This is a genomic window from Geodermatophilus sp. SYSU D00705, from assembly GCF_054050135.1.
The window spans coordinates 23,605-49,768 of record NZ_JBJGYT010000026.1; the positions used below are offsets into that span (position 1 = coordinate 23,605).

The 26,164-nt window shown below is 75.4% G+C and carries 26 protein-coding genes, 1 pseudogene and 1 riboswitch; of the genes and pseudogenes, 9 read left to right on the forward strand and 18 right to left on the reverse strand.

Annotation, left to right across the window (positions count from 1 at the left end; translation table 11 throughout):
• Nucleotides 1–24: 24 nt before the first annotated feature.
• A complete protein-coding gene (locus tag ACI78Q_RS17860; protein ID WP_456924778.1) occupies nt 25–1,362 on the forward strand; it encodes a class II 3-deoxy-7-phosphoheptulonate synthase in 1,338 nt (445 codons plus the stop codon).
• Complete coding sequence (locus ACI78Q_RS17865) at nt 1,355–2,365, forward strand: threonine aldolase family protein (protein WP_456924779.1); 1,011 nt, start codon at nt 1,355–1,357, stop codon at nt 2,363–2,365. Before ACI78Q_RS17860 ends, ACI78Q_RS17865 begins: the two co-directional genes overlap by 8 nt.
• A 45-nt stretch (nt 2,366–2,410) precedes the next feature.
• Here the strand turns inward: ACI78Q_RS17865 and ACI78Q_RS17870 are convergent, their stop codons facing one another.
• The 6 genes from ACI78Q_RS17870 to ACI78Q_RS17895 all read right to left on the reverse strand — a co-directional run bounded on the left by ACI78Q_RS17870 (nt 2,411) and on the right by ACI78Q_RS17895 (nt 9,285).
• Nucleotides 2,411–3,655 carry a S8 family peptidase gene (locus ACI78Q_RS17870; RefSeq protein WP_456924780.1) on the reverse strand — a complete coding sequence of 415 codons (1,245 nt, stop codon included), beginning with the start codon at nt 3,653–3,655 and terminating at the stop codon, nt 2,411–2,413.
• 236 nt (nt 3,656–3,891) lie between these two features.
• Nucleotides 3,892–4,386 carry a bacterioferritin gene (gene bfr / locus ACI78Q_RS17875; protein ID WP_456924781.1) on the reverse strand — a complete coding sequence of 165 codons (495 nt, stop codon included), beginning with the start codon at nt 4,384–4,386 and terminating at the stop codon, nt 3,892–3,894.
• 92 nt (nt 4,387–4,478) lie between these two features.
• A complete protein-coding gene (locus ACI78Q_RS17880) occupies nt 4,479–4,676 on the reverse strand; it encodes a (2Fe-2S)-binding protein (RefSeq protein WP_456924782.1) in 198 nt (65 codons plus the stop codon).
• 124 nt (nt 4,677–4,800) lie between these two features.
• Nucleotides 4,801–5,703 (reverse strand): deoxyribonuclease IV, encoded by a 903-nt coding sequence (locus ACI78Q_RS17885; protein WP_456924783.1) that lies wholly within the window; start codon nt 5,701–5,703, stop codon nt 4,801–4,803.
• Between the two features lie 23 nt (nt 5,704–5,726).
• The gene (gene pknB, locus ACI78Q_RS17890) at nt 5,727–7,730 is read right to left on the reverse strand and encodes a Stk1 family PASTA domain-containing Ser/Thr kinase (protein WP_456924784.1); all 2,004 of its coding nucleotides are present in this window, start codon (nt 7,728–7,730) and stop codon (nt 5,727–5,729) included.
• A 97-nt stretch (nt 7,731–7,827) separates the two neighbouring features.
• On the reverse strand, nt 7,828–9,285 hold the full coding sequence (locus ACI78Q_RS17895) for a glycine hydroxymethyltransferase (RefSeq protein WP_456924785.1): 1,458 nt from the start codon (nt 9,283–9,285) through the stop codon (nt 7,828–7,830).
• A gap of 27 nt (nt 9,286–9,312) precedes the next feature.
• Nucleotides 9,313–9,398, reverse strand: a riboswitch (ZMP/ZTP riboswitch).
• 70 nt (nt 9,399–9,468) lie between these two features.
• On the opposite strand from ACI78Q_RS17895, the gene ACI78Q_RS17900 reads away from it, so the two are divergent.
• From ACI78Q_RS17900 to ACI78Q_RS17910, 3 genes and pseudogenes are all read left to right on the forward strand, one after another.
• Nucleotides 9,469–9,792, forward strand: coding sequence for an Rv2175c family DNA-binding protein (locus ACI78Q_RS17900; RefSeq protein ID WP_456924786.1), 324 nt, complete (start codon nt 9,469–9,471; stop codon nt 9,790–9,792).
• Between the two features lie 22 nt (nt 9,793–9,814).
• The gene (locus tag ACI78Q_RS17905) at nt 9,815–10,237 is read left to right on the forward strand and encodes a lycopene cyclase domain-containing protein (RefSeq protein ID WP_456924787.1); all 423 of its coding nucleotides are present in this window, start codon (nt 9,815–9,817) and stop codon (nt 10,235–10,237) included.
• Nucleotides 10,238–10,281: 44 nt separating this feature from the next.
• A pseudogene (locus ACI78Q_RS17910) lies at nt 10,282–10,443 on the forward strand (lycopene cyclase domain-containing protein); the annotation flags it as partial.
• Here ACI78Q_RS17910 and ACI78Q_RS17915 read toward each other — a convergent pair.
• From ACI78Q_RS17915 to ACI78Q_RS17925, 3 genes are read right to left on the reverse strand one after another with little or no spacing between them, the layout of a single operon-like run.
• Nucleotides 10,440–11,393, reverse strand: coding sequence for a phytoene/squalene synthase family protein (locus ACI78Q_RS17915; RefSeq protein WP_456924788.1), 954 nt, complete (start codon nt 11,391–11,393; stop codon nt 10,440–10,442). The pseudogene ACI78Q_RS17910 and the gene ACI78Q_RS17915 sit on opposite strands and share 4 nt — an antisense overlap.
• Nucleotides 11,390–12,874 carry a phytoene desaturase family protein gene (gene crtI, locus ACI78Q_RS17920; RefSeq protein WP_456924789.1) on the reverse strand — a complete coding sequence of 495 codons (1,485 nt, stop codon included), beginning with the start codon at nt 12,872–12,874 and terminating at the stop codon, nt 11,390–11,392. The genes ACI78Q_RS17915 and crtI overlap by 4 nt, the downstream gene beginning before the upstream one ends.
• Nucleotides 12,874–14,001, reverse strand: coding sequence for a polyprenyl synthetase family protein (locus ACI78Q_RS17925; protein ID WP_456924790.1), 1,128 nt, complete (start codon nt 13,999–14,001; stop codon nt 12,874–12,876). The genes crtI and ACI78Q_RS17925 overlap by 1 nt, the downstream gene beginning before the upstream one ends.
• A 167-nt stretch (nt 14,002–14,168) precedes the next feature.
• Between ACI78Q_RS17925 and metF the strand changes: the two genes are divergently transcribed.
• Nucleotides 14,169–15,071, forward strand: a complete 903-nt coding sequence (metF, locus tag ACI78Q_RS17930; RefSeq protein WP_456924791.1) for a methylenetetrahydrofolate reductase [NAD(P)H] — start codon at nt 14,169–14,171, stop codon at nt 15,069–15,071.
• Here metF and ACI78Q_RS17935 read toward each other — a convergent pair.
• The gene (locus ACI78Q_RS17935) at nt 15,001–15,690 is read right to left on the reverse strand and encodes a hypothetical protein (RefSeq protein WP_456924792.1); all 690 of its coding nucleotides are present in this window, start codon (nt 15,688–15,690) and stop codon (nt 15,001–15,003) included. The genes metF and ACI78Q_RS17935 overlap by 71 nt on opposite strands.
• 603 nt (nt 15,691–16,293) lie before the next feature.
• Between ACI78Q_RS17935 and ACI78Q_RS17940 the strand changes: the two genes are divergently transcribed.
• On the forward strand, nt 16,294–16,908 hold the full coding sequence (locus ACI78Q_RS17940) for a DUF4352 domain-containing protein (protein ID WP_456924793.1): 615 nt from the start codon (nt 16,294–16,296) through the stop codon (nt 16,906–16,908).
• 99 nt (nt 16,909–17,007) lie between these two features.
• Here the strand turns inward: ACI78Q_RS17940 and ACI78Q_RS17945 are convergent, their stop codons facing one another.
• Together ACI78Q_RS17945 and ACI78Q_RS17950 are read right to left on the reverse strand one after the other, a co-directional pair.
• Nucleotides 17,008–17,892, reverse strand: a complete 885-nt coding sequence (locus ACI78Q_RS17945; RefSeq protein WP_456924794.1) for a hypothetical protein — start codon at nt 17,890–17,892, stop codon at nt 17,008–17,010.
• 88 nt (nt 17,893–17,980) lie between these two features.
• On the reverse strand, nt 17,981–18,787 hold the full coding sequence (locus ACI78Q_RS17950; protein ID WP_456924795.1) for a lipase family alpha/beta hydrolase: 807 nt from the start codon (nt 18,785–18,787) through the stop codon (nt 17,981–17,983).
• A 68-nt stretch (nt 18,788–18,855) separates the two neighbouring features.
• On the opposite strand from ACI78Q_RS17950, the gene ACI78Q_RS17955 reads away from it, so the two are divergent.
• Together ACI78Q_RS17955 and ACI78Q_RS17960 are read left to right on the forward strand one after the other, a co-directional pair.
• Entirely contained in the window at nt 18,856–19,512 is a 657-nt protein-coding gene (locus ACI78Q_RS17955; RefSeq protein ID WP_456924796.1) for a CDP-alcohol phosphatidyltransferase family protein, read from the forward strand.
• A 127-nt stretch (nt 19,513–19,639) separates the two neighbouring features.
• Nucleotides 19,640–20,617, forward strand: a complete 978-nt coding sequence (locus tag ACI78Q_RS17960) for a carbohydrate kinase family protein (protein WP_456924797.1) — start codon at nt 19,640–19,642, stop codon at nt 20,615–20,617.
• A 117-nt stretch (nt 20,618–20,734) separates the two neighbouring features.
• On the opposite strand, the gene ACI78Q_RS17965 is transcribed toward ACI78Q_RS17960, so the two are convergent.
• Genes ACI78Q_RS17965 through ACI78Q_RS17990 form a run of 6 tightly spaced genes read right to left on the reverse strand, consistent with a single transcriptional unit; the run spans nt 20,735 to nt 26,045 of the window.
• Nucleotides 20,735–21,385, reverse strand: coding sequence for a flavin reductase family protein (locus ACI78Q_RS17965; RefSeq protein WP_456924798.1), 651 nt, complete (start codon nt 21,383–21,385; stop codon nt 20,735–20,737).
• Entirely contained in the window at nt 21,382–22,518 is a 1,137-nt protein-coding gene (locus ACI78Q_RS17970; protein WP_456924799.1) for a glycosyltransferase family 2 protein, read from the reverse strand. The genes ACI78Q_RS17965 and ACI78Q_RS17970 overlap by 4 nt, the downstream gene beginning before the upstream one ends.
• The gene (locus tag ACI78Q_RS17975; RefSeq protein WP_456924800.1) at nt 22,515–23,315 is read right to left on the reverse strand and encodes a carotenoid biosynthesis protein; all 801 of its coding nucleotides are present in this window, start codon (nt 23,313–23,315) and stop codon (nt 22,515–22,517) included. Before ACI78Q_RS17975 ends, ACI78Q_RS17970 begins: the two co-directional genes overlap by 4 nt.
• Nucleotides 23,312–24,952 carry a phytoene desaturase family protein gene (locus ACI78Q_RS17980; protein WP_456924801.1) on the reverse strand — a complete coding sequence of 547 codons (1,641 nt, stop codon included), beginning with the start codon at nt 24,950–24,952 and terminating at the stop codon, nt 23,312–23,314. The genes ACI78Q_RS17975 and ACI78Q_RS17980 overlap by 4 nt, the downstream gene beginning before the upstream one ends.
• Complete coding sequence (locus ACI78Q_RS17985; protein ID WP_456924802.1) at nt 24,949–25,536, reverse strand: GNAT family N-acetyltransferase; 588 nt, start codon at nt 25,534–25,536, stop codon at nt 24,949–24,951. The genes ACI78Q_RS17980 and ACI78Q_RS17985 overlap by 4 nt, the downstream gene beginning before the upstream one ends.
• Nucleotides 25,533–26,045 (reverse strand): YbaK/EbsC family protein, encoded by a 513-nt coding sequence (locus ACI78Q_RS17990; RefSeq protein WP_456924803.1) that lies wholly within the window; start codon nt 26,043–26,045, stop codon nt 25,533–25,535. The genes ACI78Q_RS17985 and ACI78Q_RS17990 overlap by 4 nt, the downstream gene beginning before the upstream one ends.
• Between the last annotated feature and the right edge of the window lie 119 nt (nt 26,046–26,164).

Here is a 26,164-nt window from a genome sequence, read left to right on the forward strand (position 1 = left end):
GGGACCGCCGTACCCTCTGTAGGCGTGAGTCTCCCCGATCCCGCCGATGTGGTCCCCGGCCTCGACCGGTGGCGTGAGCTGCCCGCTGCCCAGCAGCCGGAGTGGCCCGACCGCGCGGCGCTGGACGCCGTCCTCTCCACCCTGTCCACCGTGCCGCCGATCGTCGCGCCCAGCGAGGTCGACGAGCTGCGCACCCGGCTGGCCGAGGTCGCCCAGGGACGGGCGTTCCTGCTGCAGGGCGGCGACTGCGCGGAGACCTTCGACCTGAACACCGACGCGCACCTGCAGAGCACCACGCGCACGCTGCTGCAGATGGCCGTCGTGCTCACCTACGGCGCCAGCGTGCCCGTGGTCAAGGTGGGCCGGGTCGCCGGCCAGTACGCCAAGCCGCGCTCGTCGAACATCGACGCCCTGGGCCTGCCGTCCTACCGCGGCGACATGGTGAACTCGCTGGAGCCGGTGCTCGAGCAGCGCATCCCCGACCCGTACCGGCTGGTGCGCGCCTACGCGAACTCCGCGGCGGCGATGAACATGATCCGGGCCTACGCGCGCGGTGGCATGGCCGACCTGCACGCGGTGCACGACTGGAACAAGGACTTCGTGGCCAACTCCCCGGCCGGGGTGCGCTACGAGGTCATCGCGCGGGAGATCGACCGGGCGCTGGCGTTCATGAAGGCCTGCGGCGTCGACGACGCCGCGTTGCGTGGCGTGGAGCTCTACAACAGCCACGAGGCGCTGATCCTCGACTACGAGCGGGCGCTGCTGCGGGTGCACGACGGCCGGCCCTACGCCGCCTCGGCGCACTTCGTCTGGATCGGCGAGCGCACCCGCCAGCTCGACGGCGCGCACGTGGAGTTCATGTCGCGGCTGGCCAACCCGATCGGCGTCAAGATCGGTCCGACCACGACCCCCGAGCAGGCCACCGAGCTGGTGGAGCGCCTCGACCCCGAGGGCGTCCCGGGCCGGCTGACGCTCATCAGCCGGATGGGCAACGGCAAGATCCGCGACGTCCTGCCGGGCATCGTCGAGAAGGTCACCGCCAGCGGGCACCAGGTGGTGTGGCAGTGCGACCCGATGCACGGCAACACCCACGAGTCCTCCACCGGCTACAAGACCCGGCACTTCGACCGCGTCGTCGACGAGGTGCTCGGCTTCTTCGACGTCCACCGCGCCCTGGGCACCTGGCCCGGCGGCATCCACGTCGAGCTCACCGGTGAGGACGTCACCGAGTGCCTCGGCGGGGCCATGGAAATCAGCGACGAGGACCTCAACAGCCGATACGAGACGGCCTGCGACCCGCGGCTGAACACCGGGCAGTCGCTGGAGCTGGCCTTCCTCGTGGCCGAGATGCTCCGTGGGTGACCTGGTCGACCTGCGCAGCGACACCGTCACCCGGCCCACGCCCGGCATGCGCCGGGCGATGGCCGAGGCCGAGGTGGGGGACGACGTCTACGGCGAGGACCCGGCGGTCCGCGCGCTCGAGGAGCGGGTCGCCGACCTCATGGGTCACGAGGCGGCGCTGTTCGTGCCCTCGGGGACCATGGGCAACCAGATCGGCATGCGCCTGGTCTGCGAGCCGGGCCAGGAGGTGCTCTGCGACGCCGACGCGCACGTGGTCACCTACGAGATGGGGGCCGCGGCCGCGGTGTTCGGCATCTCCACCCGCACGGTCGTGAGCGAGGGTGGCCGGCTGGACGCCGGGCAGCTGATCGCCCAGGTGCGCCCGCGCGGCGACTGGCACCTGACCGCCACCGCCGCCGTCGCCGTGGAGAACACCCACAACCGCGGCGGCGGGCTGGTGCAGTCGCTGGAGCAGCTGCAGCGGCTGTGGGACTGGTCGCGGGAGGCCGGCGTCGCCGTCCACCTCGACGGGGCCCGGCTGTTCAACGCCTCGGTGGCCTCCGGGATCGACCTGGCCACCTACGGGCGGCTGGCCGACACCGCCTCGGTGTGCCTGTCCAAGGGCCTCGGCGCGCCGGTGGGCTCGGTGCTGGTCGCCTCGGCGGAGCGGATCGCGGCCGGCCGGCTGTGGCGCAAGCGGCTCGGCGGGGGGATGCGGCAGGCCGGCGTCCTGGCCGCGGCGGGGCTGTACGCCCTGGACCACCACCTGGCCCGGCTGGCCGAGGACCACGAGCACGCCCAGGCGCTGGCCAAGCGGCTCGGCGTCGACCCGGCCACGGTCGAGACCAACATGGTCGTGCTGGACGACGTCCCGGCGCCGGTCGTCGCCGAGGCGGCCAAGGCCCAGGGGGTCCTGGTCTCCCAGGTGAGCCCGCGCCGGATCCGGCTGGTCACGCACCTGGACGTGGACCGGGCCGGCGTCGAGCGCGCCGCCGAGGTCCTCGCGGGGCTGCTCGACCGGTGACGCGGGAAGGGCCCGGACCCCGACGTGGATCCGGGCCCTCCCCGGTCAGCCGGCGGCCGTCGCCGTCAGCGGGACCGTGTAGAGCAGCAGGTTCGGGGTGCCGGTCAGCGTCCGGGTGACGACGCCGCGGGTGGCCGCGGCGGTGACGGCGGCGCCGACCTCCCCGGGCGCGGCACCGGGGTGGGCCTGCAGGTAGAGCGCCGCGGCGCCGGCCACGTGCGGGGTGGCCATCGACGTGCCGCTGATCGTGTTCGTCGCCGAGCTGCTCGTGTACCAGTCACTGGTCACGCCGACCCCGGGCGCGTACAGGTCGACGCAGGTCCCGTAGTTGCTGAAGGACGCCGACACGTCCTTGGTGTCCGAGGCGGCGACGGTCAGCGCGTCGGGCACCCGCGCGGGGGAGGAGGCGCAGGCGTCCTGCGGCTTGCCCAGCTGGTTGCCGTTGCCGGCTGCGATGGCGTAGGTGACGCCGGTGGCGATGGAGTTCTGGATCGCGGTGTCCAGCGCCGAGCTGGTCGGCCCCCCGAGGCTCAGGTTGGCCACCGCGTCCGCCGACCGGCGGGTCCCCGCCCGGACGTCGGCCAGCGCCCGCTGGTGGTCCGCCGTCAGCCAGTCGATCCCCTCGATGACGTCGGCGTAGGAGCCGTCGCCCGCGCAGTCGAGCACGCGGACGGGCACCAGCGTGACACCCGGCGCGACCCCGTTCCGCGTGCCGCCGAGAGTGCCGGCGACGTGGGTGCCGTGGCCGTTGCAGTCCTCCGGGGCGTCGCCGTCCAGCGCGTCGTAGCCGGGGGCGACCCGGCCGGCGAGGTCCTCGTGGTCGCTGCGGACGCCGGTGTCGACGACGTACGCCGTCACCCCTGTGCCGCCTCCGGCAGCCGCCGAGCCGTAGGTGCCGGTCAGCGGGAGTGCGCGCTGGTCGATGCGGTCCAGGCCCCACGGGAGGGTGGGCGCGGAACCCGTCGGCTTGACGGGCCGGCCCTGCACGAGGTGGTCCTGCTCGACGGCGACCACCCCGGGGAGGCGGTGCAGCTGGGCGGCGGCGGCCGCGTGCAGGCGGACGGCGAAGCCGTTGAGGGCCGCGGTGTAGGCGTGGGTCACCTCCCCGCCGAGTCCGCGGGCCCGCTGTGCGACGGCGGCCGGTGACCGTTCGGGGTCGACCGTGACGATGTAGGTGGTCAGTGGTGCGGCGGCGGGCGGCGCGGCGGCGGCGGGGCCGGCCGTGGCGCCCAGCCCGGTGACGGCCAGGGCAGCCAGCGCGGCGGAGGCCAGGGAACGACGGGAGGGCACGGGTCTCCTCGGTGCGGGTCAGCGACACCCCGGGGTACGCGGGGGCGCTGGCAGCCAACACGCAGCGGGAGATCACATCCAGTTGCCACGCGGTGACGATGCGCGCGGGCGCTTGTCCACCACGCACGAGGGCCCCGCACCCGGAGGTGCGGGGCCCGTCGTCCGCCGGAGGGCGCGGGAGGCCCGGCGGGCGGTGGAGTCGCTGGAGGCCGCGGAGAGCGCCGGTCCGTGCCGTTCTACTCGGCGTGGTCGCCCGGCGTCGGGTGCTCGATCTGGCCGGCCAGGTACAGCTGCTCACCGAGGGTGTCGAGCAGGTGCAGCTGGGTCTCCAGGTAGTCGATGTGGTGCTCCTCGTCCTCGAGGATCTTCTCGAAGAGGTTCTTGCTGACCCGGTCGCCGACCGACTCGCAGTACGGGATCGCCTCGCGCAGCCGGGCCAGGACCTCGACCTCGATGGCCATGTCGGACTCGAACTGCTCACGGACGGTCTGCCCGATCCGCAGTGGCAGCAGCTTCTGGTAGTTGGGCAGCCCCTCGAGGAAGAGGATGCGGTCGGTGAGCCACTCCGCGTGGTGCATCTCCTCGATGGACTCGTGGCGGGTGTGCTTGGCGAGCTTGTTGTAACCCCAGTTGGCCTGCATCTTCGCGTGCAGGAAGTACTGGTTGATCGCGGTCAGTTCGCTGGTCAGCTGCTCGTTGAGCAGCTCGATGACGCGCGCGTCACCCTGCATGGGGGCCTCCTCGGATGCGGTTGTCGCCGAGGTTAGTGGCCCCGTCGAGCCCCGGCCGAGGTCAGGTCGGCCTCAGCATGGACAGCCTGCCCTCAGGCGGCGGTCTCGCGGAGGTCGAGGCCGTGCAGCGGGTCGGCGGCGCGCAGCAGGTCGCAGATGCGGTCCAGGCAGTTGCCGCAGCCGGTGCCCGCGCCGCAGGCGTCGCCGACCTCCTCCTCGGTGCGTGCACCGTCGTCGATCACGCCGGCCAGCTGGGTGTCGCTGACGGCGAAGCAGATGCAGACGTACACGCGCGCACTCCCGGGAGCAGGGGAAGAAAGGCACGCCTAAGTTAGCCCAGCCTCACCTGTGTGCCAAGGGTCTCAGGACGGATCCGTACCGCGACTTCTGTCGCATGTCCGGGAACGGCCGGGCTCAGGCCGCGTCGCGCGTGGGGACGTCGGCGTCGCGCAGACCGGACAACAGGGCGATGTCGGCGGCGTGGCCGGCCCACGGGACGCCGTCCCGCTCCGAGGGGGTCTCCACCACGACCGGGACGCCGGCCATCGACGGGTGGGCCAGCAGCTCGGCGAACGGGCCGGTGCCGTACTCGCCGCTGCCGATCGTGCCCTCGCCGATGGTGGTGTGCCGGTCCCGCTTGGAGCCGCACTCGTCCAGCGAGTCGTTGGCGTGCACCAGACCCAGCCGGCCCGGTCCCACCGTGGCCTCCAGCGCGTCCAGCGTGGCCGTCATGCCGCCGGGCGCCGACAGGTCGTGGCCGGCCGCCCAGGCGTGGCAGGTGTCGAAGCAGACGCCGACCAGCGGGTGGTGTTCCAGCGCCGCGAGGTAGGGGCCGAGGTCCTCGACGGTGGCGGCCAGCGACTTCCCGCCACCGGCGGTCGGCTCGACCAGGAGCCGCGGGCCGTCGTCCGGCGCGGCCTCCAGGACCGGCAGCAGCCGCTCGTGCAGCTGCCGGAGGGCGGCCTCGTAGCGGTCCTCGCCGACGGCGGAGCCGGCGTGCACGACCACACCGCGGCAGCCGAGCTCCGCGCCCCGCGTCAGGTTGTGCGCGATCGAGGCGATCGACTGCTCGACGGTGGCCTCGGTGGGGGAGCCGACGTTGACCAGGAACGGCGTGTGGATGAACGACGGCACCCCGCGCTCGGCGCAGCCCTCGACGAACAGCGCGTCCTGCCTCGGGTCGCCCGCGGTCAGCTTCCACCCGCGGGGGTTGCCCACGAAGACCTGCACGGCCCGGGCGGCGACGGCGTCGGTGTAGGCCAGGCCGCCCTTGGCCAGCCCGCCCTTGATCTGGATGTGCGCGCCGATCGGCGGCACACCGGGGGGAGTGCTCAGTGTTCTCAGTCCTGTCCGAACGTCACCAGGATCGTCACCGACGTGCCGATGTCGACCACCTCGCCCGCGTTGGGCGTCTGCCGCAGCACCCGGTTGCCGAAGAACTGGCTGACCTTGACCTGGAGGCCGGCGGCCTCGAGGGCGGCGGTCGCCTCCTCCTCGCTCCTGCCGACGACGTCCGGCACGGTCACCTGCGGCACGCCGACCGACACCTGGATCGTGACGGCGCTCTGGTACGGCGCGGCCTGGCCGGCGGCCGGGTCGACGGCCATCACCTCGCCGGGGTCGACGTCGGCGCTGCGGCCCTCGCTGCGCTGCACGGTGAACCCGAGCGCCTGCAGGTTGGCGGTCGCCTCGTCGGGGGAGAGGCCGACGACGGCCGGGACGGTCACCGGCTCGTGGCCGCGGCTGACGTAGACGATCAGCTCCTGGCCACGCTTGAGCTCGGTGCCGGCCTCCGGCTCGAAGCCGGTCACGTGGCCGACGGGCACCTTGTTGTCGTAGTCCTGGACCACCTTGGCGGTGACCGGGACGCCGGCCTCGATCGCGGTCAGCACCTCGTCCTGCGGGCGGCCGACCATCGCCGGGTCCACCTCGAACCGCTCGGGGCCCTTGGAGACGGTCAGCCGGACGTCGGTGCCGCGGATCGCCTCGCCGCCCTCGGGGTCGGCGGCGATGACCACGCCCTCGGCGACGTCCTCGCTGAACTGCTCCTCGCAGCAGTCGGGGGTCAGCCCCGCCCCCTGCAGCAGGTCGATCGCGGCCGACTGCTCCGTGCCCACCAGCGTGGGCACCGTCGTCCAGCGGCCGGAGCCCATCCACCAGCCGATCGCGCCGATCGTGACGGCCAGCAGCAGCACGATCGCGACGGCCAGGCGTGCGCGGCGGCGGCGGATGTGCTGCGGCACCCCCGGACGGCGCTGCTCCAGCGGCGGACGGCGGCCGGCCACGTCGGTGGTCGGGCCGCCGCCCATGCCGGGCAGCATCGAGGTGCGCGCCCCGCGGCCCGGGCGGGTGCCGGTGGTGCCGAGCACCTCCGTGCCGTCGGGCGGGCCGGGGTCGCTGGGGTGGGGGCGCGACCGGCTGGGGCGGTTGGTGGGGCGCAGCGTGCCGGGGCCGGCGGTGCTGCGACCGGTGGGGACCGGGACCCGCTCGATGCCGAGGTCCTTGCGGGCGTCCTGCAGGTCGGCGAGGAACGCGCCGGCGTCCAGCGGCCGGAGGGCGGGGTCGCGGCGGGTGGTGCGCGCGACGAGGTCGTCGACCTCCCACGGGATGCCCGGGACCTCCTCCGAGGGCGTGGGCATGTCGTGGTGCACGTGCTGGTAGGCCACCGCCAGCGGGGTGTCGCCGCCGTAGGGTGGGTGGCCGGTGAGCATCTCGAAGAGCACGACCCCGGCGGCGTAGACGTCGCTGCGCGCGTCGGCCTTGCCGCGCTCGAGCTGCTCGGGGGAGAGGTAGGCGACGGTGCCGATGAGCACCCCGCCGGTGTGGCTGGTCTGCCCGGTGCCGGTCAGGGCGCGGGCCAGGCCGAAGTCGGCGACCTTCACCACACCGTCGGAGCCGATGAGCACGTTCTCCGGCTTGATGTCGCGGTGCACGATGCCGGCCCGGTGGGCGGCGGTCAGCCCGGACAGCACCGGCTCGAGGACGGCGAACGCCTCGCCGATGGTGAGCCGGCCGCGGGCCTGCAGCAGGTCGCGCAGCGTGCGGCCGCGGACCAGCTCCATGACGAGGAACACCAGGCCCTGGTCGCTGCCCTGGTCGCTGACCGAGACGACGTTGGGGTGGCTGAGCATCGCCGCGGCCCGCGCCTCGCGGGTGAACCGGCCGACGAACGTGGGGTCGTGGGCCAGGTGCTCGGCCATGACCTTGACCGCGACGGTCCGGTGCAGCCGCAGGTCCTGGGCGGCGTAGACGGTCGACATCCCGCCGCGGGCCAGCCGCTCCTGGAGGTGGTAGCGCCCCTCCAGTACGAGGCCGACCACGGGGTCGGTCACGGCGGTGTCCACCCGGTCGAGTGTAGGAGTGACGGAGCTGTTCGCCGCTGCCACACGCGGGCGGGACCGGTGTGGCGGTTCACCCGTCACACAGGTCCCGCCTGGCGCGTCAGTCGAGGTCGAGGCCCGGGTAGAGCGGGTGCTTGTCGAGCAGCTCGGCGGCGGCGGCGCGGGTCCGCTCGGCCAGGCCGTCGGTGGTCGTGTACTTGGCCTTGGACACCCCGCCGTCCCGGGTGGCGGTGGGCGTGGTGCCCGACAGGACGTCGACGATGAGCTCGGCGGTGCGGTCGAACTCGGCGGCGCCGAAGCCGCGGGTGGTCAGCGCCGGGGTGCCCAGCCGGACGCCGGAGGTGTACCAGGCGCCGTTCGGGTCGGCCGGGACGGCGTTGCGGTTGGTCACGATGCCGGCGTCCAGGAGCGCGGACTCCGCCTGCCGGCCGGTCAGGCCGAAGGAGCTGACGTCGACGAGCACCAGGTGGTTGTCGGTGCCTCCGGTGACGAGCTTCGCGCCGCGGCGGGTGAGGCCCTCGGCGAGGCTCTGCGCGTTGTCCGCGACGGCCCGCGCGTACCCGGCGAACTCCGGACGGCGGGCCTCGGCGAAGGCGACGGCCTTGGCGGCCATGACGTGCGGGAGCGGGCCGCCCAGGACCATCGGGCAGCCCCGGTCGACGGCGTCGGCGTACTCCGGCTGGGCCAGCACCATGCCGCCGCGCGGGCCGCGCAGCGACTTGTGCGTGGTCGTCGTGGTGACGTGGGCGTGCGGCACCGGGTCGAAGTCGCCGGTGAACACCTTCCCGGCCACCAGGCCGGCGAAGTGCGCCATGTCGACGACGAGGGTGGCGCCGACCTCGTCGGCGATCTCGCGCATCGTCGCGAAGTCGATCCGGCGCGGGTAGGCGGAGTAGCCGGCCATGAGGATCAGCGGGCGGAACTCCTGGGCCCGGGCGCGGACGGCGTCGTAGTCCAGCAGCCCCGTCTGCGGGTCGGTGCCGTAGGAGGACTGCTCGAACATCTTGCCGCTGATGTTGGGCCGGAAGCCGTGGGTCAGGTGGCCGCCGGCGTCCAGCGACATGCCGAGCATCCGCTGGTCGCCCAGGGCGTGGCGCAGGTCGCTCCAGTCGGCGTCGGTGAGCTCGTTGACGTGCCGGACGCCGGCCTTCTCCAGGGCCGGGGCCTCGACCCGGGTGGCCAGCACCGCCCAGAAGGCGACCAGGTTGGCGTCGATGCCGGAGTGCGGCTGGACGTAGGCGTGCGCCGCGCCGAACAGCTCGCGGGCGTGCTCGGCGGCCAGCGCCTCGACGGTGTCGACGTTCTGGCAGCCGGCGTAGAAGCGGTGCCCGACGGTGCCCTCGGCGTACTTGTCGCTGAACCAGTTGCCCATGGTCAGCAGCACCGCGGGGCTGGCGTAGTTCTCGCTGGCGATCAGCTTGAGCGAGGCGCGCTGGTCGGCGAGCTCGGCGCCGATCGCGTCGGCCACGCGGGGCTCGACGGCGCCGATGACCTGCAGGGCGCTGCGGTAGGCCGCCGAGGCGGTGGCGGCGTCGAAGGGGGCGGTGGCGTCGGTCATGGGTGCCCTCCAGCGGGGGTCGGCTCGGGGAGGTGCCCAGGCGCCCGGCGGGGTGGTGCGGGCCGCTCCCCGGTGGTCGGTCCCACCTCGATGCGCCAGTCACGGCCCCGCAGGGATCCTAGCCGTGGTTCCCGGGCCGGTCCCGCCGGTGTCCGTGGTCCCGGCGCCATAGGCTCGCTCCCCATGGAGACGCTCACCCCCGCGGAGGTCGCCGCAGCCCTCGGGGTCTCACCGAACCGGGTCCGCCAGCTGCTGCGCGAGCGCAAGCTGATGGCGGTACCCGGTAGCGGGAACAGCCGGATCCCGGCCGACTTCCTGCAGGACGGCGCCGTCCTCAAGCACCTGCCCGGGCTGATCACCGTCCTCCGGGACGGCGGGTACAGCGACGAGGAGGTCTTCGAGTGGCTGTTCCGGGCCGACGAGTCGCTGCCCGGCACCCCGGTGCAGGCGCTGCGCAACGACCGGCACACCGAGGTCACCCGCCGGGCCCAGGCGCTGGCGTTCTGAGGGGCGGGCGGGGCAGGCGGTCGTGGGCGCACTGACGTACCTGGCGCTACTGGCCGGCTGCCTGGTCGTCACCGCGCCGCTGGAGCTGGTCCTGGGGGTGCGGGTCTACGCGCGCTGGCGGCGGCTGCTGGTCGCCGTCGTCCCGGAGTTCGTCGTGTTCGTCGTCTGGGTGCTGTACGCGATCGCGCAGGGGCACTGGGACTACTCCGACCGGCTCACCCTCGGCGTCCGGCTGCCCGGTGGCATCCCGGTCGAGGAGGTGCTGTTCTTCCTCGTCGTCCCGCTGTGCTCGGTGCTGGCGCTGGAGGCGGTGCGGAAGGTGACCGGCTGGGACGCCGGTTACCCGGCTGAGGAGGCCGAGGGCGGGTCCACCTCGCCCACTGCCGGTCCTGCAGCACGGGCAGTGGGCGAGGAACCCCGGCAACGGGGCGGGGCCGAGCGGTGAGCTATTCGACGCTGGCCGTGCTCGCGGTCGTCGCCGTGCTGGTGGTGGACCTCGCCGTCTACCGGACGCGGATGGTCACCCGGCGGGTGTTCTGGGTGGCCTACGCGATCGTGGTGGCCTTCCAGCTGCTCATGAACGGCGTGCTCACCGGGCTGGACGTCGTCGTCTACGACCCGGACACCATCTGGGGCCCGCGGGTCGCCTACGCCCCGGTGGAGGACCTGCTGTTCGGCTTCGCCATGGTCACCCTCACCCTGGCCAGCTGGGCGGCGGTCAACCGGCGGGCGAACACCGCCAGGCGGCGCGGCCTCGACACCCGCACGCGGCGGTCGAGCACCCGGTAGTCGGCCCGCTCGATCTCGGTGAGGATGCCGCCGTAGAGGTCGGTGGCGGCCCGCACGCAGTCGCGGGACTCCGGCGCGAGCAGCGGCGTCCCGGGGGCGGCGTCGTCGTAGCGGCGGCGCACGATCGCGACCATGTCCCGCATGAGGGCGGCGAACCGGGCGTCGTGCCGCTTCGCCGCCAGCTGCTCGCGGGTCACCCCGTGGGCGGCCATGAGGTCGGCGGGCAGGTAGACCCGGCCGCGGTCGACGTCCTCGGCGACGTCGCGACAGAAGTTGGTCAGCTGGAACGCCTCGCCGAGGGCGATCGCGTGCGGCGCGGCCTCCTCGCGGAGGACCCCCGGCGCGGTGCCGAGCACCGGCAGCACCTGCAGCCCGATCACCGAGGCCGAGCCCCACATGTAGCGGTCGAGGGCGTCCATGTCGGGGTAGCCGGTCACCTCGAGGTCGCTGGTCATCGCGGCGAGGAAGTCGACCAGGTGCTCGACGGGGATCGCGTACCGGCGGTAGGTGTGCACCAGCGCCAGCCGGACGGGGTCGTCGGACCAGCCGGCCTCCAGCTCGGCGAGCACCGCGCGGGACCAGTCGGCGAGGTCGCCGGCGGGGTCGGCACCCGGGTGGTCGACGAGGTCGTCGGCGGTGCGGGCGGCGGCGTAGAGGGCGTGGACGGCCGGACGGCGGTCGGCGGTGAGCAGCCGGGTGGCCAGGTGGTAGCTCTTGCCGTGCCGGGCGGCGATCGCGGCGCAGTGCCGGTAGGCGGCGTCCAGCCGTTCCTGGCGCTCGGCCAGGGAGAGCGGGCGGTCCGTCGCCGTCATCCCGTGATCCGTTCCGCCGCCAGCCGGCCGCTGATGACCACCATCGGCACGCCGACCCCCGGCTGCACCGACGAACCGGCCAGCACCACGTTCTCCGGCCCGCGGCGGGGCAGCGTCGGCGTCCGGAACGGGCCGGTCTGGCCGAAGGTGTGGGCGAGGGCGAACGGCGTCCCGGCGGCCATGCCCTGCGCCGCCCAGGTCAGCGGGGTGTCCAGGTGCTCCACCTCGATCGCGCCGGTCAGGCCGGTCCAGCCGCGGGCCTCGAGCACGCCCAGCACCTCGTCGCGGTACCGGGGCGCCAGCGCGGTCCAGTCCAGGTCGGGGTTGCCGCCGCTGCGCGGGTCGAGGTTGGGCGTCGGGGCGACGATGCTCAGCACCTGCCCGCCGTCCGGGGCCAGGCTGCGGTCGGTCACCGACGGCATGCTCACCAGCAGGCTGGGATCCGTCATGGGCCGTCCCCGGCGCGTGAGCTCGTCGAACACCTCCCGCCAGGCGGCGCCGAAGCTGATCGTGTGGTGCGCCTGGCCGGGCAGCTGCGCCCGCACGCCCACGTGCAGCGCGACGCACGACGGCGAGTACACCGGACGGCGCCGGCGCGCGGACCCCGGGACCAGCAGCTCAGGCTGGTCGACGGTCACCACCACCGCGTCGGCAGGCAGCCGCTCCCCGTCGTCGAGGACCACGCCGGTGACGCGCCGTCCGGAGACGTCCAGCCGCTGCACCGCCGTGCCGTACCGGAGGACGACGCCGGCGTCGGCGGCGGCCGCGGCCAGGGCCCGGGGGACGGCGGCGATCCCGCCGGCCGGGTGCCACACGCCCGCGCCGATGTCGAGCTGGGCGATGACGGCGTAGGCGGCGATCGCCCGGTACGGGCTGACCCCGGCGTACAGCGCCTGGAAGCTGAACAGCCGGCGCAGCCGGTCGTCGGTGAAGTACCGGGCCACGTGGCCCGACAGCCGGCCGAACCCGCCGCGCCGGACCAGGGCGAGCAGCTCGGGACCGAGCAGGTCCAGCGGGGAGTCGAGGTTGCGGTCGATGAAGGTGTCCAGCTGCAGCCGGTAGAGCTCGGCCAGGTCGGCGAGGTAGCGGCGCAGGGCGGCGGCCTCACCGGGCCCGCACAGCGCCGCCACCTCCGCGGCGAAGGCGGCGGGGTCGGCGTGCACGTCCAGGTGCGAGCCGTCGGCGAACTGCGCGCGGTAGGTGGTCGCCAGCGGGGTGAGGGTCAGCCGGTCCTCGAGCTTGTCACCGACCGCGGCGAGGGTGTCGGCGATCAGCTCGGGGGCGGTGAACACCGACGGGCCCGTGTCGAGGGCGTAGCCGCGCTCCTCCACCCGCCCGGCCCGGCCGCCGGGCCGCGCGGCGCGCTCCACGACGGTGACCTCGCGCCCGGCGCCGCGCAACCGCAGCGCCGCGGACAGCCCGGCGAGCCCGGCGCCCACCACGACCACGCGGTCGGTGCGGCCGGGGACGGTCCGGACCATCAGGCGGTGCGGGTGGTGGCGGCCACGGCGAGCGCGTCGAGCGCGGTGCGGGCGTCCGCGGCGAACGGCGCCTCGGCGATGGCGGTGCGGGCGAGCTCGGTCCGCTCGGCGATGCGCTCCTCCACCCGCGCGCGGGCCCCGGTGGTCTCGATGAGGGCCCGCAGCGCGTCGAGGTCCTCCGTCGAGGCGTCCGGGTCGCCCAGCCGCTCGGCGAGCAGCGCACGCCCCTCGGCGTCCGTGGCCTCCTCGGCGAGGGCGATCAGCAGCGTCTGCTTGCCCTCCCGCAGGTCGTCGTCGGCGGACTTGCCGGTCACCGACGGGTCGCCGAACACCCCGAGGACGTCGTCGCGCAGCTGGAACGCCTCGCCCAGCGGCAGCCCGATCGCCGTGCAGGCCTCGGCGGCCCGCTCGTCGGCGCCGGCGATGGCGGCGCCGAGCTGCAGCGGCCGCTGCACCGTGTAGCCGGCGCTCTTGTACCGGGCGACGGTCAGCGCGCCCTGGGCGCCGGGCAGCCCGCCGGCGGCCCGCAGCAGGTCCAGGTACTGGCCGGCGGTGACCTCGGTGCGCATGGTGTCCCAGACCGCGCGGGCCCGGGTGAGGGCGGCGGGGGACAGGCCCGAGCGCCGGAGCAGCTCGTCGGACCAGACCAGCGCCAGGTCGCCGACGAGGATCGCCGCGCCGACGCCGAAGGTCTCGCCGTCCCCGTTCAGCCGCTTCTCCCCGTGCCGGGCGGCGAAGCCCACGTGGGTGGCGGGGCGGCCGCGGCGGGTGAGGGCGCCGTCCATGACGTCGTCGTGGACCAGGGCGCTGGCGTGCACGAACTCCAGCGCCGCGACCGCGCGCAGCACCGCGGCGTCGTCCTCCGCCGGGCCGCCGCCCCGCGTGCCGCGCCAGCCCCAGTAGGCGAACAGGGGGCGCAGCCGCTTGCCGCCGTCGGCCAGCGCGCGGACCTCGTCGACCACGGGCAGGAGGGCGGGGCTCATGGCGGCGAGGACGTCGCGCTGCGCGTCGAGGAAACCGGTGAGCGCGACGTGGACCGCGCCGCGCACCCGGTCGACCTCGGCGGCGGTGACGGGCGGGGCGTCGGGCAGGGCGGTGGTCCCGCGCGTGCGCGCCCCGGCGGTCATCGCCCAAGTATCGCCTGTGGGTGTCGGGGCCTGCCGAGTGTCCTCCACCAGGGTCAACGGACCAGCCTCCTCGTTCCGGGCGTGCACGCCTGCTCCGCCCTCTTCGCCCGGACGCCGCCGGGTAGATGCAGCCCGGCGGGGGAAACCGGTCCGTATCCTCTGCCCCCATGACCGGCACCGTGCGAGACCTGCTCGCCACCGCACGGCCGACGTGGTCGTTCGAGTTCTTCCCGCCCAAGACGCCCGAGGGCGCAGCAGGGTTGTGGACGGCGCTGCGCGAGCTGGAGCGGCTGCACCCGTCGTTCGTGTCGGTGACCTACGGCGCCGGCGGCTCCACCCGCGAGGGCACGGTGTCGGTCACCGAGCGGATCGCCACCGAGACGACGATGACGCCGCTGGCGCACCTGACCGCCGTCGACCACAGCGTCGCCGAGCTGCGGCACGTGGTCAGCCGGCTGGCCGCCGCCGGCGTGCACAACCTGCTGGCGCTGCGCGGCGACCCGCCCGGCGCCGACCCGCAGGCGGAGTGGGTGGCCCACCCCGAGGGCCTGCACTTCGCCTCCGAGCTGGTCGAGCTGATCCGGTCGATGGGCGACTTCAGCGTCGGCGTCGCGGCCTTCCCGGAGCGCCACCCGCGCTCGCCGGACTTCGACACCGACGTCGAGATGTTCGTGCGCAAGTGCCGCGCCGGCGCGGACTTCGCGATCACGCAGATGTTCTTCCGGGCCGAGGACTACCTGCGGCTGCGCGACCGGGTGGCCGGCCGCGGCTGCGACGTCCCGATCATCGCCGGGGTCATGCCGGTGACCAACGCCCGGCAGATCGCCCGCATCGTGCAGCTGTCGGGCCAGGCGTTCCCGGAGCACCTGGCCACGCGGTTCGCCGAGCTCGACGGCGACCGGCCCGAGGACAGGGCGGCCGTGCGCGCCTACGGCGTCGAGGTGGCCACCGAGCTGTGCCGGACGCTGCTGGACGAGGGCGTGCCGGGCATCCACTTCATCACCATGAACCGCTCGACGGCGACCCGTGAGGTCTACGCGAACCTCGCCGCGCTCCCCGTTCCGCACTGACCGGCTCCAGCGCCGTGACGGCCGCGCCGGCGGCCCGGCGCAGCGCCTCCCGCTCGGCGGCGTAGCCCCCGAGCACCCCGACCACGGGCAGGTTGGCCAGGAAGCGGTGGTGCAGCCGGCCCTTGGGACGAGCGTCGAGGGTCTCGTCGATGCGGCCCAGCAGACGGCTCACCCGCCAGATGGTGCGCACGTTGCCGAGGACGCCGGCCCGGTCGTCCCGCGCGCCGAAGGCCTCGTCGGCGTAGGCGCCCTTGGCGCGCTGCAGCAGCGGCCGGACCTGCGCGACGGGGAGGTCGCGGTCGAGCAGCACCCGGGCCAGCAGGGCGACGCGCTCGGCGGGGTCCTCGACGCCGTGCTCGCTCGCGACGCCGCCGATGACGACGGCCTGCACGGCCGATCCGACGGTGTTCTGCAGGGGGAGCAGGTCGGCGAGCTTGCCGGCGAACCGCGGGGCCGCGCTGACCCCGGCGGCCACCCGGGACACCCGCTCGGCCCACCACCGGTCGCGCTCGGCCTGCGGCAGCGCCGGTGGCCGGCCCAGCCGGCGGACCAGCGGGGCGGTCAGGCGGTCGACCCGCCGGAGGACGTCGACGACGACCGCGTCGCTGAGGGCTGCCATGCGGGGGTCCTACCCGCCGGTCCGGGTGGGGCATGCGTGAGGTGTGCCGCCTCCGTGCTCCGGGCGCGGAGCCGGCACACCTGCTCCCGAGCGGGCTCGCGCTCTGCCTACCGGGGGTGGGCAGAGCACCCGTCGGCGTCTCACGCGGCCTTGGTCAGACCGCGACCGTGCACCCCGGCCTGTCTCTCAGCTCCACGGGCAGGGCGCCACCTTCCCCGGCGACGGCGGCGAATCGCCTGCCCAGAGCGCGGAGTGCGGTGTCGAACGAGTCCGTCGCGTGCGCCAGAGACGAGTGTGTGGCCGCTTCCCAGATCGGCAAGCGCTGCAGCGGGGATGCCGGCGATGTCGGCTCAAGCCAGGCGTCGTCACCCGTACGGGTGACGATCGCTTGCCTGGCCGCATTGGCCGTCGTAGTCGTTGGCGGTGCTCCTACCGTCCTGGCCCCCGCCTGACTCACCGGCCGACGGACCGGGGCCGGACTTCCCACCGCGGATTCCTCCAGCGGCACCGCCCCCGGGATACGGAGGACCGCCGCCACCGGGCGGGTTCCGACCGGTCCCGCCTGGCGGGCCGAAGCCGTTCTACCAGCGCACTTGGTTCATCGTGCTGGCCCTTCTGCTGGGACTCGCCGTCGTCAGCAACGCGGTCGACGGCTCTCGCGACTCCACGGACGACGCCATCGCCCGAGACATCCCGGCGCTGGGAACGGACGCCGCAATCGCGGGGGACGGTCCTGCGCTCGGTACTGGGGGTGTCAAAGACGGCCCGACGCTGGGCGCTGAGGGCGACGTCGTCCCGCCGCAGGCCGCACCGGACCCAGCGACGCCCGGCTTGGGTGAGCCGGCTGCCGACGGTGACTTTCGTTTCGTGGTGACCGGCGTGGAGTGTGGCGCCACGACGCTCGGTGGCTCGTACCTCAACACCACCGCGCAGGGACAGTTCTGCATCGTGGACCTCTCGGTCACCAACATCGGCGACGAGGCGCACGGCTTCTCCGGCTCCGACGCGATCCTGCTGAACGATCAGGGGCAGGAGTTCTCGGCGGATCCCAGCGCATCGATCTACCTGGAGGACTCTTCGTCCCTGTACGAGGAAATCAACCCGGGGAACACGCTGAACAGCAGGGTTGTATTCGACGTTCCGCCCGGGATGGCGCCGACTGCCATCGAATTGCACGACTCGATGTTCTCGGGTGGGGTGACCGTCCTCCTGCAGTGAGACGTACCGGCGGCACCAGGGCAGGGCGACTACGAGGATGGTCGTGCTCTGCCCACCGGGGTGGGCAGAGCACGAGCGCTGTCGCACCCACGAGCGCCGTCAGAGCGGGGTGCCGACCCCCTCGGGTGGCTCGGCCAGCGGGGCGCGGGTGCGGGTCATCAGGTCGACCAGCTCGGTCATCGCCAGCCGGACGCCGGCGATCTCCTCGGCCACGCCACCGATGCCGCCGTCCCCGTGCCCGGGGGCGGCCGTCTCCACGGTCAGCCCGTCGATCACCGCCGCGCTGCGCTCCAGCCGCTCGAGGTCGGCCAGCTGGCGCAGCTCGGCAGAGAGCAGGGCCGCCTGGTCGCGGTACCGGATGAGCGCGTCGGCGCGCCGGCCCAGCTGCCGGGCGGCGTTCTCCAGCGCCCCGGACTGCCGGTCCCAGTACTCGGCGGCCGGCCCGGCGGGGCGCAGGCCGAGGGTGAGCCGGGCGGACCGGATGCGCAGCGCCAGGTCCACGATCTGGTCGGCCTCGGCCTGCCCGTCGAACGCCGCCCGGCTGGAGGCGAGGAAGGGGGAGTGCCAGGCCGGCTCGCGGACCGTCTCCGCCCACGCCCGGGAGGCCGCCGCGGCCACCCGCGCCTCGGTGGTGTCCCAGGCGGCCAGGGAGGCCTCGGGCGACGGCGGGGGAGCGGCGGGCGGGGTCGCGCCTGCCTCCCGCCGGTACCGGTGGACGGCGACCCCCGCCAGCGGGACCAGCAACCCGAGCCCGGCGGTCAGGAGGAACAGCAGGACGCCGAGGACCAGCTGCTGGTTCGACGGCAGCCGCAGCCACTCCCGGCCGAGCCAGTCCAGCCAGTCCAGCCGGACGACGGCGTCGCGCAGCTGCGCCCAGGTCGGCACCGGGCTCACCGGCCGCGGGCTGCGGACGACGACCAGCCGGTCGCCGGTCAGGTACCGGGTCGGCCACAGCGCCTCCCCGTCGGGGGTCGCCGAACTCATGTGCGGGTCCTCTCCTCGCCGGTCCTCCTCCCAGCATCGGCAGCGAGGGCGGGGACTCCTGTCCAGCGCGCCGCCTTCCTGCCGCCGGTCAGCCCGTCCGCAGCCGCGTGCAGTCCGCGGCGCCCGGTGCGGTGGGCTCCGCGGCGTCGAGCACCTCGACGACCAGGCTCATGACGAGCGGGTCGCCGGGCAGGTCCTCGTGGCGGGTACGGGCATCGGCGCACACCGACTGCACCGGCACGTCGAGCGCGCCGTCCAGCCGCGCGGACTCCGGCGGGGTGACCGTCGCGTCCGCCGTCGTCCAGACCGAGATCCACTCCGGGCCCTCCGGCGTCTCGTCGCCGGCGTTCAGCCCGGCCACCAGCGCGCTGCCCGTCGTCATCTGCCGGCACCCCTCCGGGCACCGGTCCGGGGCGACGGCGGCGGCCAGGTCGGCGACGGTCGTGCCGTGGTGCGGCGCGCCGAGGGTGACCACGCGGCGGGCCACCTCGGCACCGCCGTCGGCGGCCCACAGCCGGGCGACCAGCCCGCCGGCCGAGTAGCCGACGACATCGACGCTGCCGGCGCCGGTGCGGGCCAGGGCGCCGTCGACGGCGTCAGCGAGCGCGTCGGCCGCGGCGGTGAGGTCGCCGGTGCCGTCGCCGGGCAGGTCGACCACCGTCGCGTCCCGGCCCGCCGCACCCAGGCGGTCGGCCAGCGGCCGGAGCGCCGCGGTGGAGCCCCCGTAGCCGGGCACCAGCAGCACCGGTCCCGGCTCCTCCGCCTCGGCGGACGTGCCGGCGGCCCCCCGGTCGCCGCCCCACAGCAGCACCGCCCCCACCACCAGGATCGCGACGAGGGTGAGGGCCGTGGCCCCCAGGACGAGGCGGCGGGGGATCGGGGGACCGGCGGGCACCCGCCCACTGTCCCCGATCTCGCCGCCGCACGGCCGGCCTGGTGGACTGCCCGCGTGGGAGGGACGCCGTGCTGAGCCGGGAGGAGTACCTCGCCGCGTGGTCGGAGTGGCACGGCGGGACCGACCCGGCGGGCAACCGGCTGGTCCGCGGCTGGCTGTCGGCGGCCTACGCCGCGGCCCGCCCGCTGGCCGGACTGCCGCCGATCGCGGCCACGGCGCTCGGACTCGCGGTCGCCGTCGCCGCCGTCGTCCCCGCCTGGGCCGGCGGCGCGTGGCTGGTGCTGGCCGGGCCGCTCATCGGCGTCTCCGCCGTCCTCGACTCCCTCGACGGCGCGCTGGCCATCGCCACCGGCCGGGCCTCGCGCCGCGGGTTCGTCCTCGACTCCGCGGTGGACCGGCTCTCCGAGGCCGCCTTCGCCGCCGCGCTGTGGGCCGCCGGCGCACCCGGCTGGCTGGCCGCCACGTACGGCGCGCTCTGCTGGCTGCCCGACTACCTGCGGGCCCGGGCCGGGCAGGCCGGCGTCGCCGAGACCGGCGCCGTCTCGGTCTGGGAGCGGCCGAGCCGGGTGGCGATGACCGGTTTCACCCTCGGCGGGGCCGGGGTGCTCTCCGGCCTGGACCTCGCGACCGAGACGGTGACCGCCGGCACCGCTGCGGGATGCCTGCTCGGCGTCGTCGGCGTCGCCCAGCTCGGGGTGTCGTTGCGCCGGGCGCTGGCCGACTGACGCCGGAGCGGCGCCGGACGGCGGCGCCCGGGGGCGCCTCCTAGGCTGGTCGCGGCCCGGCACCCCCGCCGTCCACCTCGTCCCGACACCGCGCGGGCCGTCAGAGACCGTCCCCGAGGGAGCCCCCGTGCCCGTCGTCGTCACCGGATCCATCGCGACCGACCACCTGATGACCTTCCCCGGCAAGTTCACCGAGCAGTTCGTCGAGGGCCAGATGGAGAACGTCTCGCTCTCCTTCCTCGTCGACGACCTGGTGCAGCACCGGGGCGGCGCGGGCGCGAACATGGCCTTCGGCCTGGGCCTGCTGGGCCTGGGGCCGGTGCTGGTCGGCGCGGTGGGCAGCGACTTCGCCGACTACGAGGCGTGGCTGAACCGGCACGGCGTCGACACCGGCAGCGTGCACTGGTCCGAGCTCAAGCACACCGCCCGGTTCGTGTGCACCACCGACGCGGTGAACAACCAGATCGCCTCCTTCTACTCGGGCGCGATGAGCGAGGCGTCGTCCATCGAACTGGCGCCGGTCGCCCGCCGGGTGGGCGAGCCGGACCTCGTCGTCGTCGGCCCCAACGACCCGACCGCGATGGTGCGGCACACCCAGGAGTGCCGCGCCCGCGGCTACCGCTTCGCCGCCGACCCCAGCCAGCAGCTGGCCTGGGCCGACGGCGGGATGATCCGCGACCTCGTGGACGGCGCCGAGGTGCTGTTCACCAACGAGTACGAGGGCGCGCTGCTGCTGCAGAAGACCGGCTGGACCGACGCCGAGGTGCTCGACCGCGTCGGCACGTGGGTGACCACCCGCGCCGCGGACGGCGTCCTGGTGCGGCAGGCCGGGACCGAGCCGATCTCGGTGATCGCCGTCCCCGAGACCAAGCCCGTGGAGCCCACCGGTGGCGGCGACGCCCTGCGCGCCGGGTTCATCGCCGGCCGCACGTGGGGGCTGTCCCTGGAGCGGGCCACCCAGCTCGGGTCGGCGGTGGCCACCGAGGCCGTCGAGGTCATCGGCACGCAGGAGTACGAGCTGCGGAAGGGCCCGTTCCTCGAGCGGTTCGCCGCCGCGTTCGGCGCCGACGCCGCCGACGAGGTCGCCCCCCACCTGCCCGGCTGAGCGCCGGGTGCTCCGTTCCCGTTCCCGGGCCCGGGTCTGGGGAGCACGTTCTGTGCACAGACCGTGCTCCAGCGGGCTCCGACAGCACGTTCTGCGCACAGACCGCGCTGCCCTCGGCTACTCGTTGCGGAGCTGCTCGCCGATCGAGGGGTCCTCGCTCCAGCGGCGGTAGGAGATCCGGCGGATCTCCTTGACCTCGCCGACCGTCGTCCACTCGTTGCCCCCGAGGCGGGCCAGGGGCTGCAGGTGCTCGATCCGCGGCCGGCCGTCGGCGACCGCGCTCTCCCAGACGCTGACCAGCTCGACGCGGCCGAAGACGACCGTGCTGTCGCCCAGCCGCAGCGTGGAGTGCAGCGTGCACTCCACCGCGACCGGCGACTCCGCCACCCGCGGCACCGACACCCGCTCGCCGGGCTCGAGGGCCACGCCGCACTCCACGGCCTCGCTGGTGCCCGGGGGGAAGTCCGTACCACTGGCGTTGACCTGCTCGAACAGCCACTCCGGGGCCAGGCTGACGGTGAACTCCCCGGTGGCCTCGACGTTGCGCAGCGAGTCCTTGCGGCCGACCGAGGTGAACTGCACGACCGGCGGGTCGACGCAGGCCACGGTGTAGAAGGAGTGCGGCGCCAGGTTCACCACGCCGTCGGCCGAGCGGCTGGTCACCCAGGCGATCGGGCGGGGCACGACGATCGAGTTGAGCACCCGGTAGAAGGCGCCGCTGTCCATGGCCGCGGGGTCGAACGGCACGCGGGCGTGCGGGCTGGTCACCGGGGCATCGTCTCCCAGGCCGGGCCGGCCGCGCCGACCGGGCGGCCCCGCCAGGACAGCGTGCCCCGCCGCCGGCCGGCCACCGAACCGGCCAGCAGGACGTCGAACAGCAGCACCGACACCGGGTGTGCCAGGGAGTCCGGCCACACCCGGCTGCCGGTGACCGCCGCCGACACCGCCCGCCCGGCCACCCCCGCCGCGTAGCCGGCCAGCCCCGCCCGCGAGCCCTGCAGCGCCGCCAGCGCGGGCAGCACCTCCACCGCGGTCAGCCCGGCGGCGACCGCGACGCTCGCCGCCGGGGACCCGCCGACCGAGGCCCACAGGGACTTCGCGTACCCGGCGCGCAGTTCGCCCCAGCCCGCGTACATGCGGCACGCGGCCAGCCGTGACCCGTCGACCGGCACCGCCCGGCCGCCGGCCCGCTTCACCGCCCGCGCCAGGGCGACGTCCTCGATCACCTCGCCGCGGACCGCGCCGTGCCCGCCGGCCGCCGCGTAGCCCGCCCGCGTTGCGACCAGGAACTGCCCGTTGGCCGCGGTCAGCGACGGCCGGGGCGAGCGCTCGGCCAGCCGCACCGGCAGCGTCGTCATCCACAGCCACGGTCCGAGGGGCTGCACCAGCCGCTCGGCGAGCGTGCCCGTCACCGGCCGGGGCCACGGCGAGACCAGATCCAGACCGTGCCGGTCCAGCAGCGCCACGGCACCGGCCACGGCGTCCGGGAAGAGCCGGACGTCGGCGTCGACGAACACCAGGACGCCGTCCACCGTGTCCTCCGCAGCCGCGCCGACGGCGCACGCGTGCGGCTTGCCCAGCCAGCCCGCGGGCGGCTCCGGCGCGGTCACCAACCGCACCCGTGGGTCGTCCACCGCCCGGACCGCCGCCGCGGTGCCGTCGGTGGAGCCGTCGTCGACGACCACGACACGCAGGTCGGACACGGCCTCCTGCGCCAGCACCGCGGCCAGGCAGGCGCCGACCTGCGCCTCCTCGTCCCGCACCGGCAGCACCACCGTCACGGCGCAGCGCACCGGCGGCGGGCGCTCCGGAGGACGGCGCAGCAGGACGGCGTTCAGTGCGGCGTGCAGGGCACCGGCGACCGCCGCCCCGGACAGGACGCGCAGCAGCCGGCCGCTCACCGCCGCGGAGCCCGGCGGGCCTGGCGCGCGAGCGCGACGAGGACGGGGACGGCGAGGACGACGCCCCACGCCGCGGACCCGGGCAGGCCGAGCCAGCCGGCGTGGGCCAGCGCACCGCCGAGGGTCATCCAGGCCAGGGCGAGCAGCGGGGCGCCGTCGCCGAGGCGGGGGGACGTGCCGGCGACGAGGAGGTCCAGCAGCGTCATGAGCACCAGCCCGGCGAGCAGCCAGCCCGCGAGGTTGGTCAGGGGCACCGTGTCGATGCCCGGCAGTGACGGCCGCGGGTGCGCCCACGTCCAGTAGCCGGCCTGGACCATCTGCGGATCGAGCACGACGTCCCAGGCGGCGAAGACCGCCGCGGCGACGGCGACGCGCGCCGGGCGGTCGCGGGACGGGCGCACCCCGCGGGTCAGCCGGGCCGCCAGCAGCCAGCTCGGCCAGGCCATCATCAGCCAGGCCAGCGGCACCAGGAACGGGACGCCGAACAGCGTGGGCCCGAGGTCGTCGCTGTAGACGTACTGCCCGTACGGGACGCCGGTGGCCAGCCCCACCGCCTCGAAGGCCACGGCCGTCACGGCGGTGACCAGCAGGACGCCGGCGCCGGTGCGGGCGCCCCGGCTGAGCCCGGCGTGACCGACCGACAGGGCGGCACCGAGCAGCACGATGGTCCAGCTGACGACGTTCCGGGCGGCGCCGTCGGTGAGCGGGTAGGAGACGGCGACCAGCACCAGGAGCCCGGCCAGCGCCCAGGGCACGAGACCGGCCGCGCGGCGCGCCCGCGGCACGGTCAGGGTCACCGCCGGCTCCGCACCCGGCGGGCCAGCCGGCCGGCCGCCGCGCGGGCCCTCGGAGGCAGCCGCCGGTCGGCGAGGACGACGCCGGCCGCCGTCCGCCCGGAGTTGCCGGAGACCCCGCCACCGGGGTGGGTGGAGGCGCCGGCCAGGTAGAGGCCGGGCAGCCCCGGCACCCGGTAGCCCGCCAGCGCCGGCGTCGGCCGGAAGGCGAACATGCTGGCCAGGCCCATCTCCACGTGCATGACGTTGCCACGCAGCAGGGACAGTTCGCGTTCCAGCAGCACCGGCGTCTGGACGTACAGCCGCTGTACCGACGCCGCGAAGCCGGGCGCGTACCGGTCGACGGCCGCGACGAGGCGCTGCGCCTCCGACTCGGCGAGGGCGTCCCAGTCCGTGCCGTCGGCGAGTGCGTACGGGTACCACTGCCCCCACACGGTGACCACGTGCTGCCCGGGCGGGGCGAGGGTGTCGTCGGTGGCGGAGAAGCACATGGCCAGCGGCACCGGCTCCCGGGGCAGCCGGCCGGCCCGCCAGTCGCCGTGCGCGGCGGCCAGCTGCGCGCGGTCGGTGCACAGCAGCTGCAACCCGCCCTGCGCCAGCTCCTGCGGCACGCCCGGGTAGACCGGTGGGGAGTCGGTGAGCGCCCGCAGGACCAGCCCGAAGCCGTTGCCCAGCGGCGGGTCGGCGTCGGCCAGGGCGGGCGGGGCGTGGTCCCCGGCCAGGTCGCGGGTGGCCAGCACGTGGCAGGCGGCGACGACCACGGGCGCGGCGATCCGCCGTCCGGACGTCGTCCGCACGCCGGCCACCCGGCCGTCGTCCACCAGGAGCCGGGCGGCGCCGTCGCCGAGGGTGACCCGCCCGCCGTCGGCCTCGAGCCGGCGGCGGAGGGCGGCGCTCAGGCCGCCGGAGCCGCCGACCGGGTGCCCGGGCGGCACGTCGTGCAGCAGCGTCGCCCAGGCCACCATCGCCGCGGTGCCCGGCTCGGACGTGGGCGGACCCGACTGCGCGCCGAACCAGGCCAGCGCCGCCTTGAGCCGCTCGCTGGTGAACCAGCGGTCCAGCAGCGCGTCGCCGGACCCGAGGAAGTCGACGGCGAGGTCGCCGCCGGGCGTGCGCGGCCGCCCGTCGGCCGGGGCGCCGAGCGGCCAGAAGGAGCGCAGCAGCCCGGCGGCGTTCGGCCGGCGGCCGAAGGAGGCGACGACGGCCCGGCTGCGGGGCGCCCAGACCTCGACGAAGCGCCGGTAGGCCGCGGCGTCCGCGGGCCCGCAGGCGGCCTCGATCGAGGCGCAGGTGGCGTCGAGGTCCACGGAGAAGACCAGCGGACGGCCGTCGGGACCGGGGGCGCCGGGGCAGGGGGCGGGGGCGAAGCCCCAGGGGTCGCAGTCGAGGTAGCGCAGGCCGTGCGCGGCCAGGTCGAGCTCCTCGACGATGCCGCTCTGCCGGATGATGACGTGCGCGCTGGAGCCGCGGTCGACGCGGACGCCGGGCCACCGCTCGACGGTGGAGACCGCGCCGCCCAGCACCTCGTCGGACTCGACGACCTCCACCGCCAGCCCGGCGCGGGCCAGGTAGCAGGCGGCGACCAGCCCGTTGTGCCCGGCGCCGACGACGACGGCGTCGACGGTGGCGTCGGCGCTCACGCGGAGTCGGACCGGGGCACCGGGGAGGGCAGCGGGAGGCGGGCGCCGAGGATCGCGAACGGCCGCGAGTCGCCGGGGAAGTGGTGGTTGCGGGCCAGGTCGACGAAGCCGTCGGCGTGGTACAGCCGGAAGGCCTTGGTGTCGTTGTCCGGGGTCGACAGCAGCGCCGCCGGGTACGGCAGGTCGGCGACCAGAGCGTGCAGCAGCCGGCGGCCCAACCCGCGGCTCTGGTGGTCGGGGTGGACGTGCAGCTCGCAGACCTCGAAGGCGCCGGGCAGCCACCGCTTCGCCGTCCGCCGGTCCAGCGCGGCCCGCACCTGGTCGTGCCACCACTGCCCCGGTGCCACGAGGTAGCCGTAGCCGAACCCGACCAGCTGCTCGCCCTCGGGGGTCGTCACGAACGCCCCCACGGCCCGGAACCCGGCGCGCTCGGTGTGCTGGATGGCGTAGCCGTACCGGCCGGCGACGACCGACGGCGAGTACCCCATGGCCGCGCCGTAGATCGCCAGGGCGTCGTGCATGTGGTCACGCAGCCACGTGGTGGGGAGCTCGGTGACCCGGGTGGCCGGGGTCGTGCCGGTCACGGGGCGACCACCTCCACCGGGGCGACGAGGCCGTTGCCGACCTCGGCGGCCGTGCCACAGGTCAAGCGGAGCAGCTCCTCGTAGGTGGTGGGGAAGACCGCGTGCGGGTGCCCGGCCGCGGCCCAGACCCGCTCGTGGCGGGCCAGTTCGATGTCGACCAGCGTGCCGATCGGCTCGGGGTGGCCGATCGGGGCCACGCCGCCGATCGGCTGGCCGGTGTGCCGGCGGACGAAGTCGGGGGAGCCCGGCCGCATGCCGGGGACGCCGAGCAGGGCCGCGACCTGGACGACGTCGACCCGGTGGGCGCCGCTGGTGAGCACGAGCACCGGCGTGTCGTCGACGTCGAAGACCAGGCTGTTGGCGATCGCGCCGACGGGGACGCCGAGCTGTGCGGCGGCCGCGGCGGCGGTGCGGGCGCTGCCGGGCAGCTCGCGCACCTGCCCGGTCGCGCCCGACTCGGCCAGGAGCCGGGCGAAGGCGGCCACCCGCGGGTGCTCGGGTCGGCTCATGGGTCCGATCCTGCCATTGGCCCGGACCGCCCGCGCCCGCGCGAGCTGCGGCATCTCCCCACTGCCGCGCGTCCCGCTTGACGTCGTCGGTGGGGTCGGGTCTACTCGACGTCGTTCGA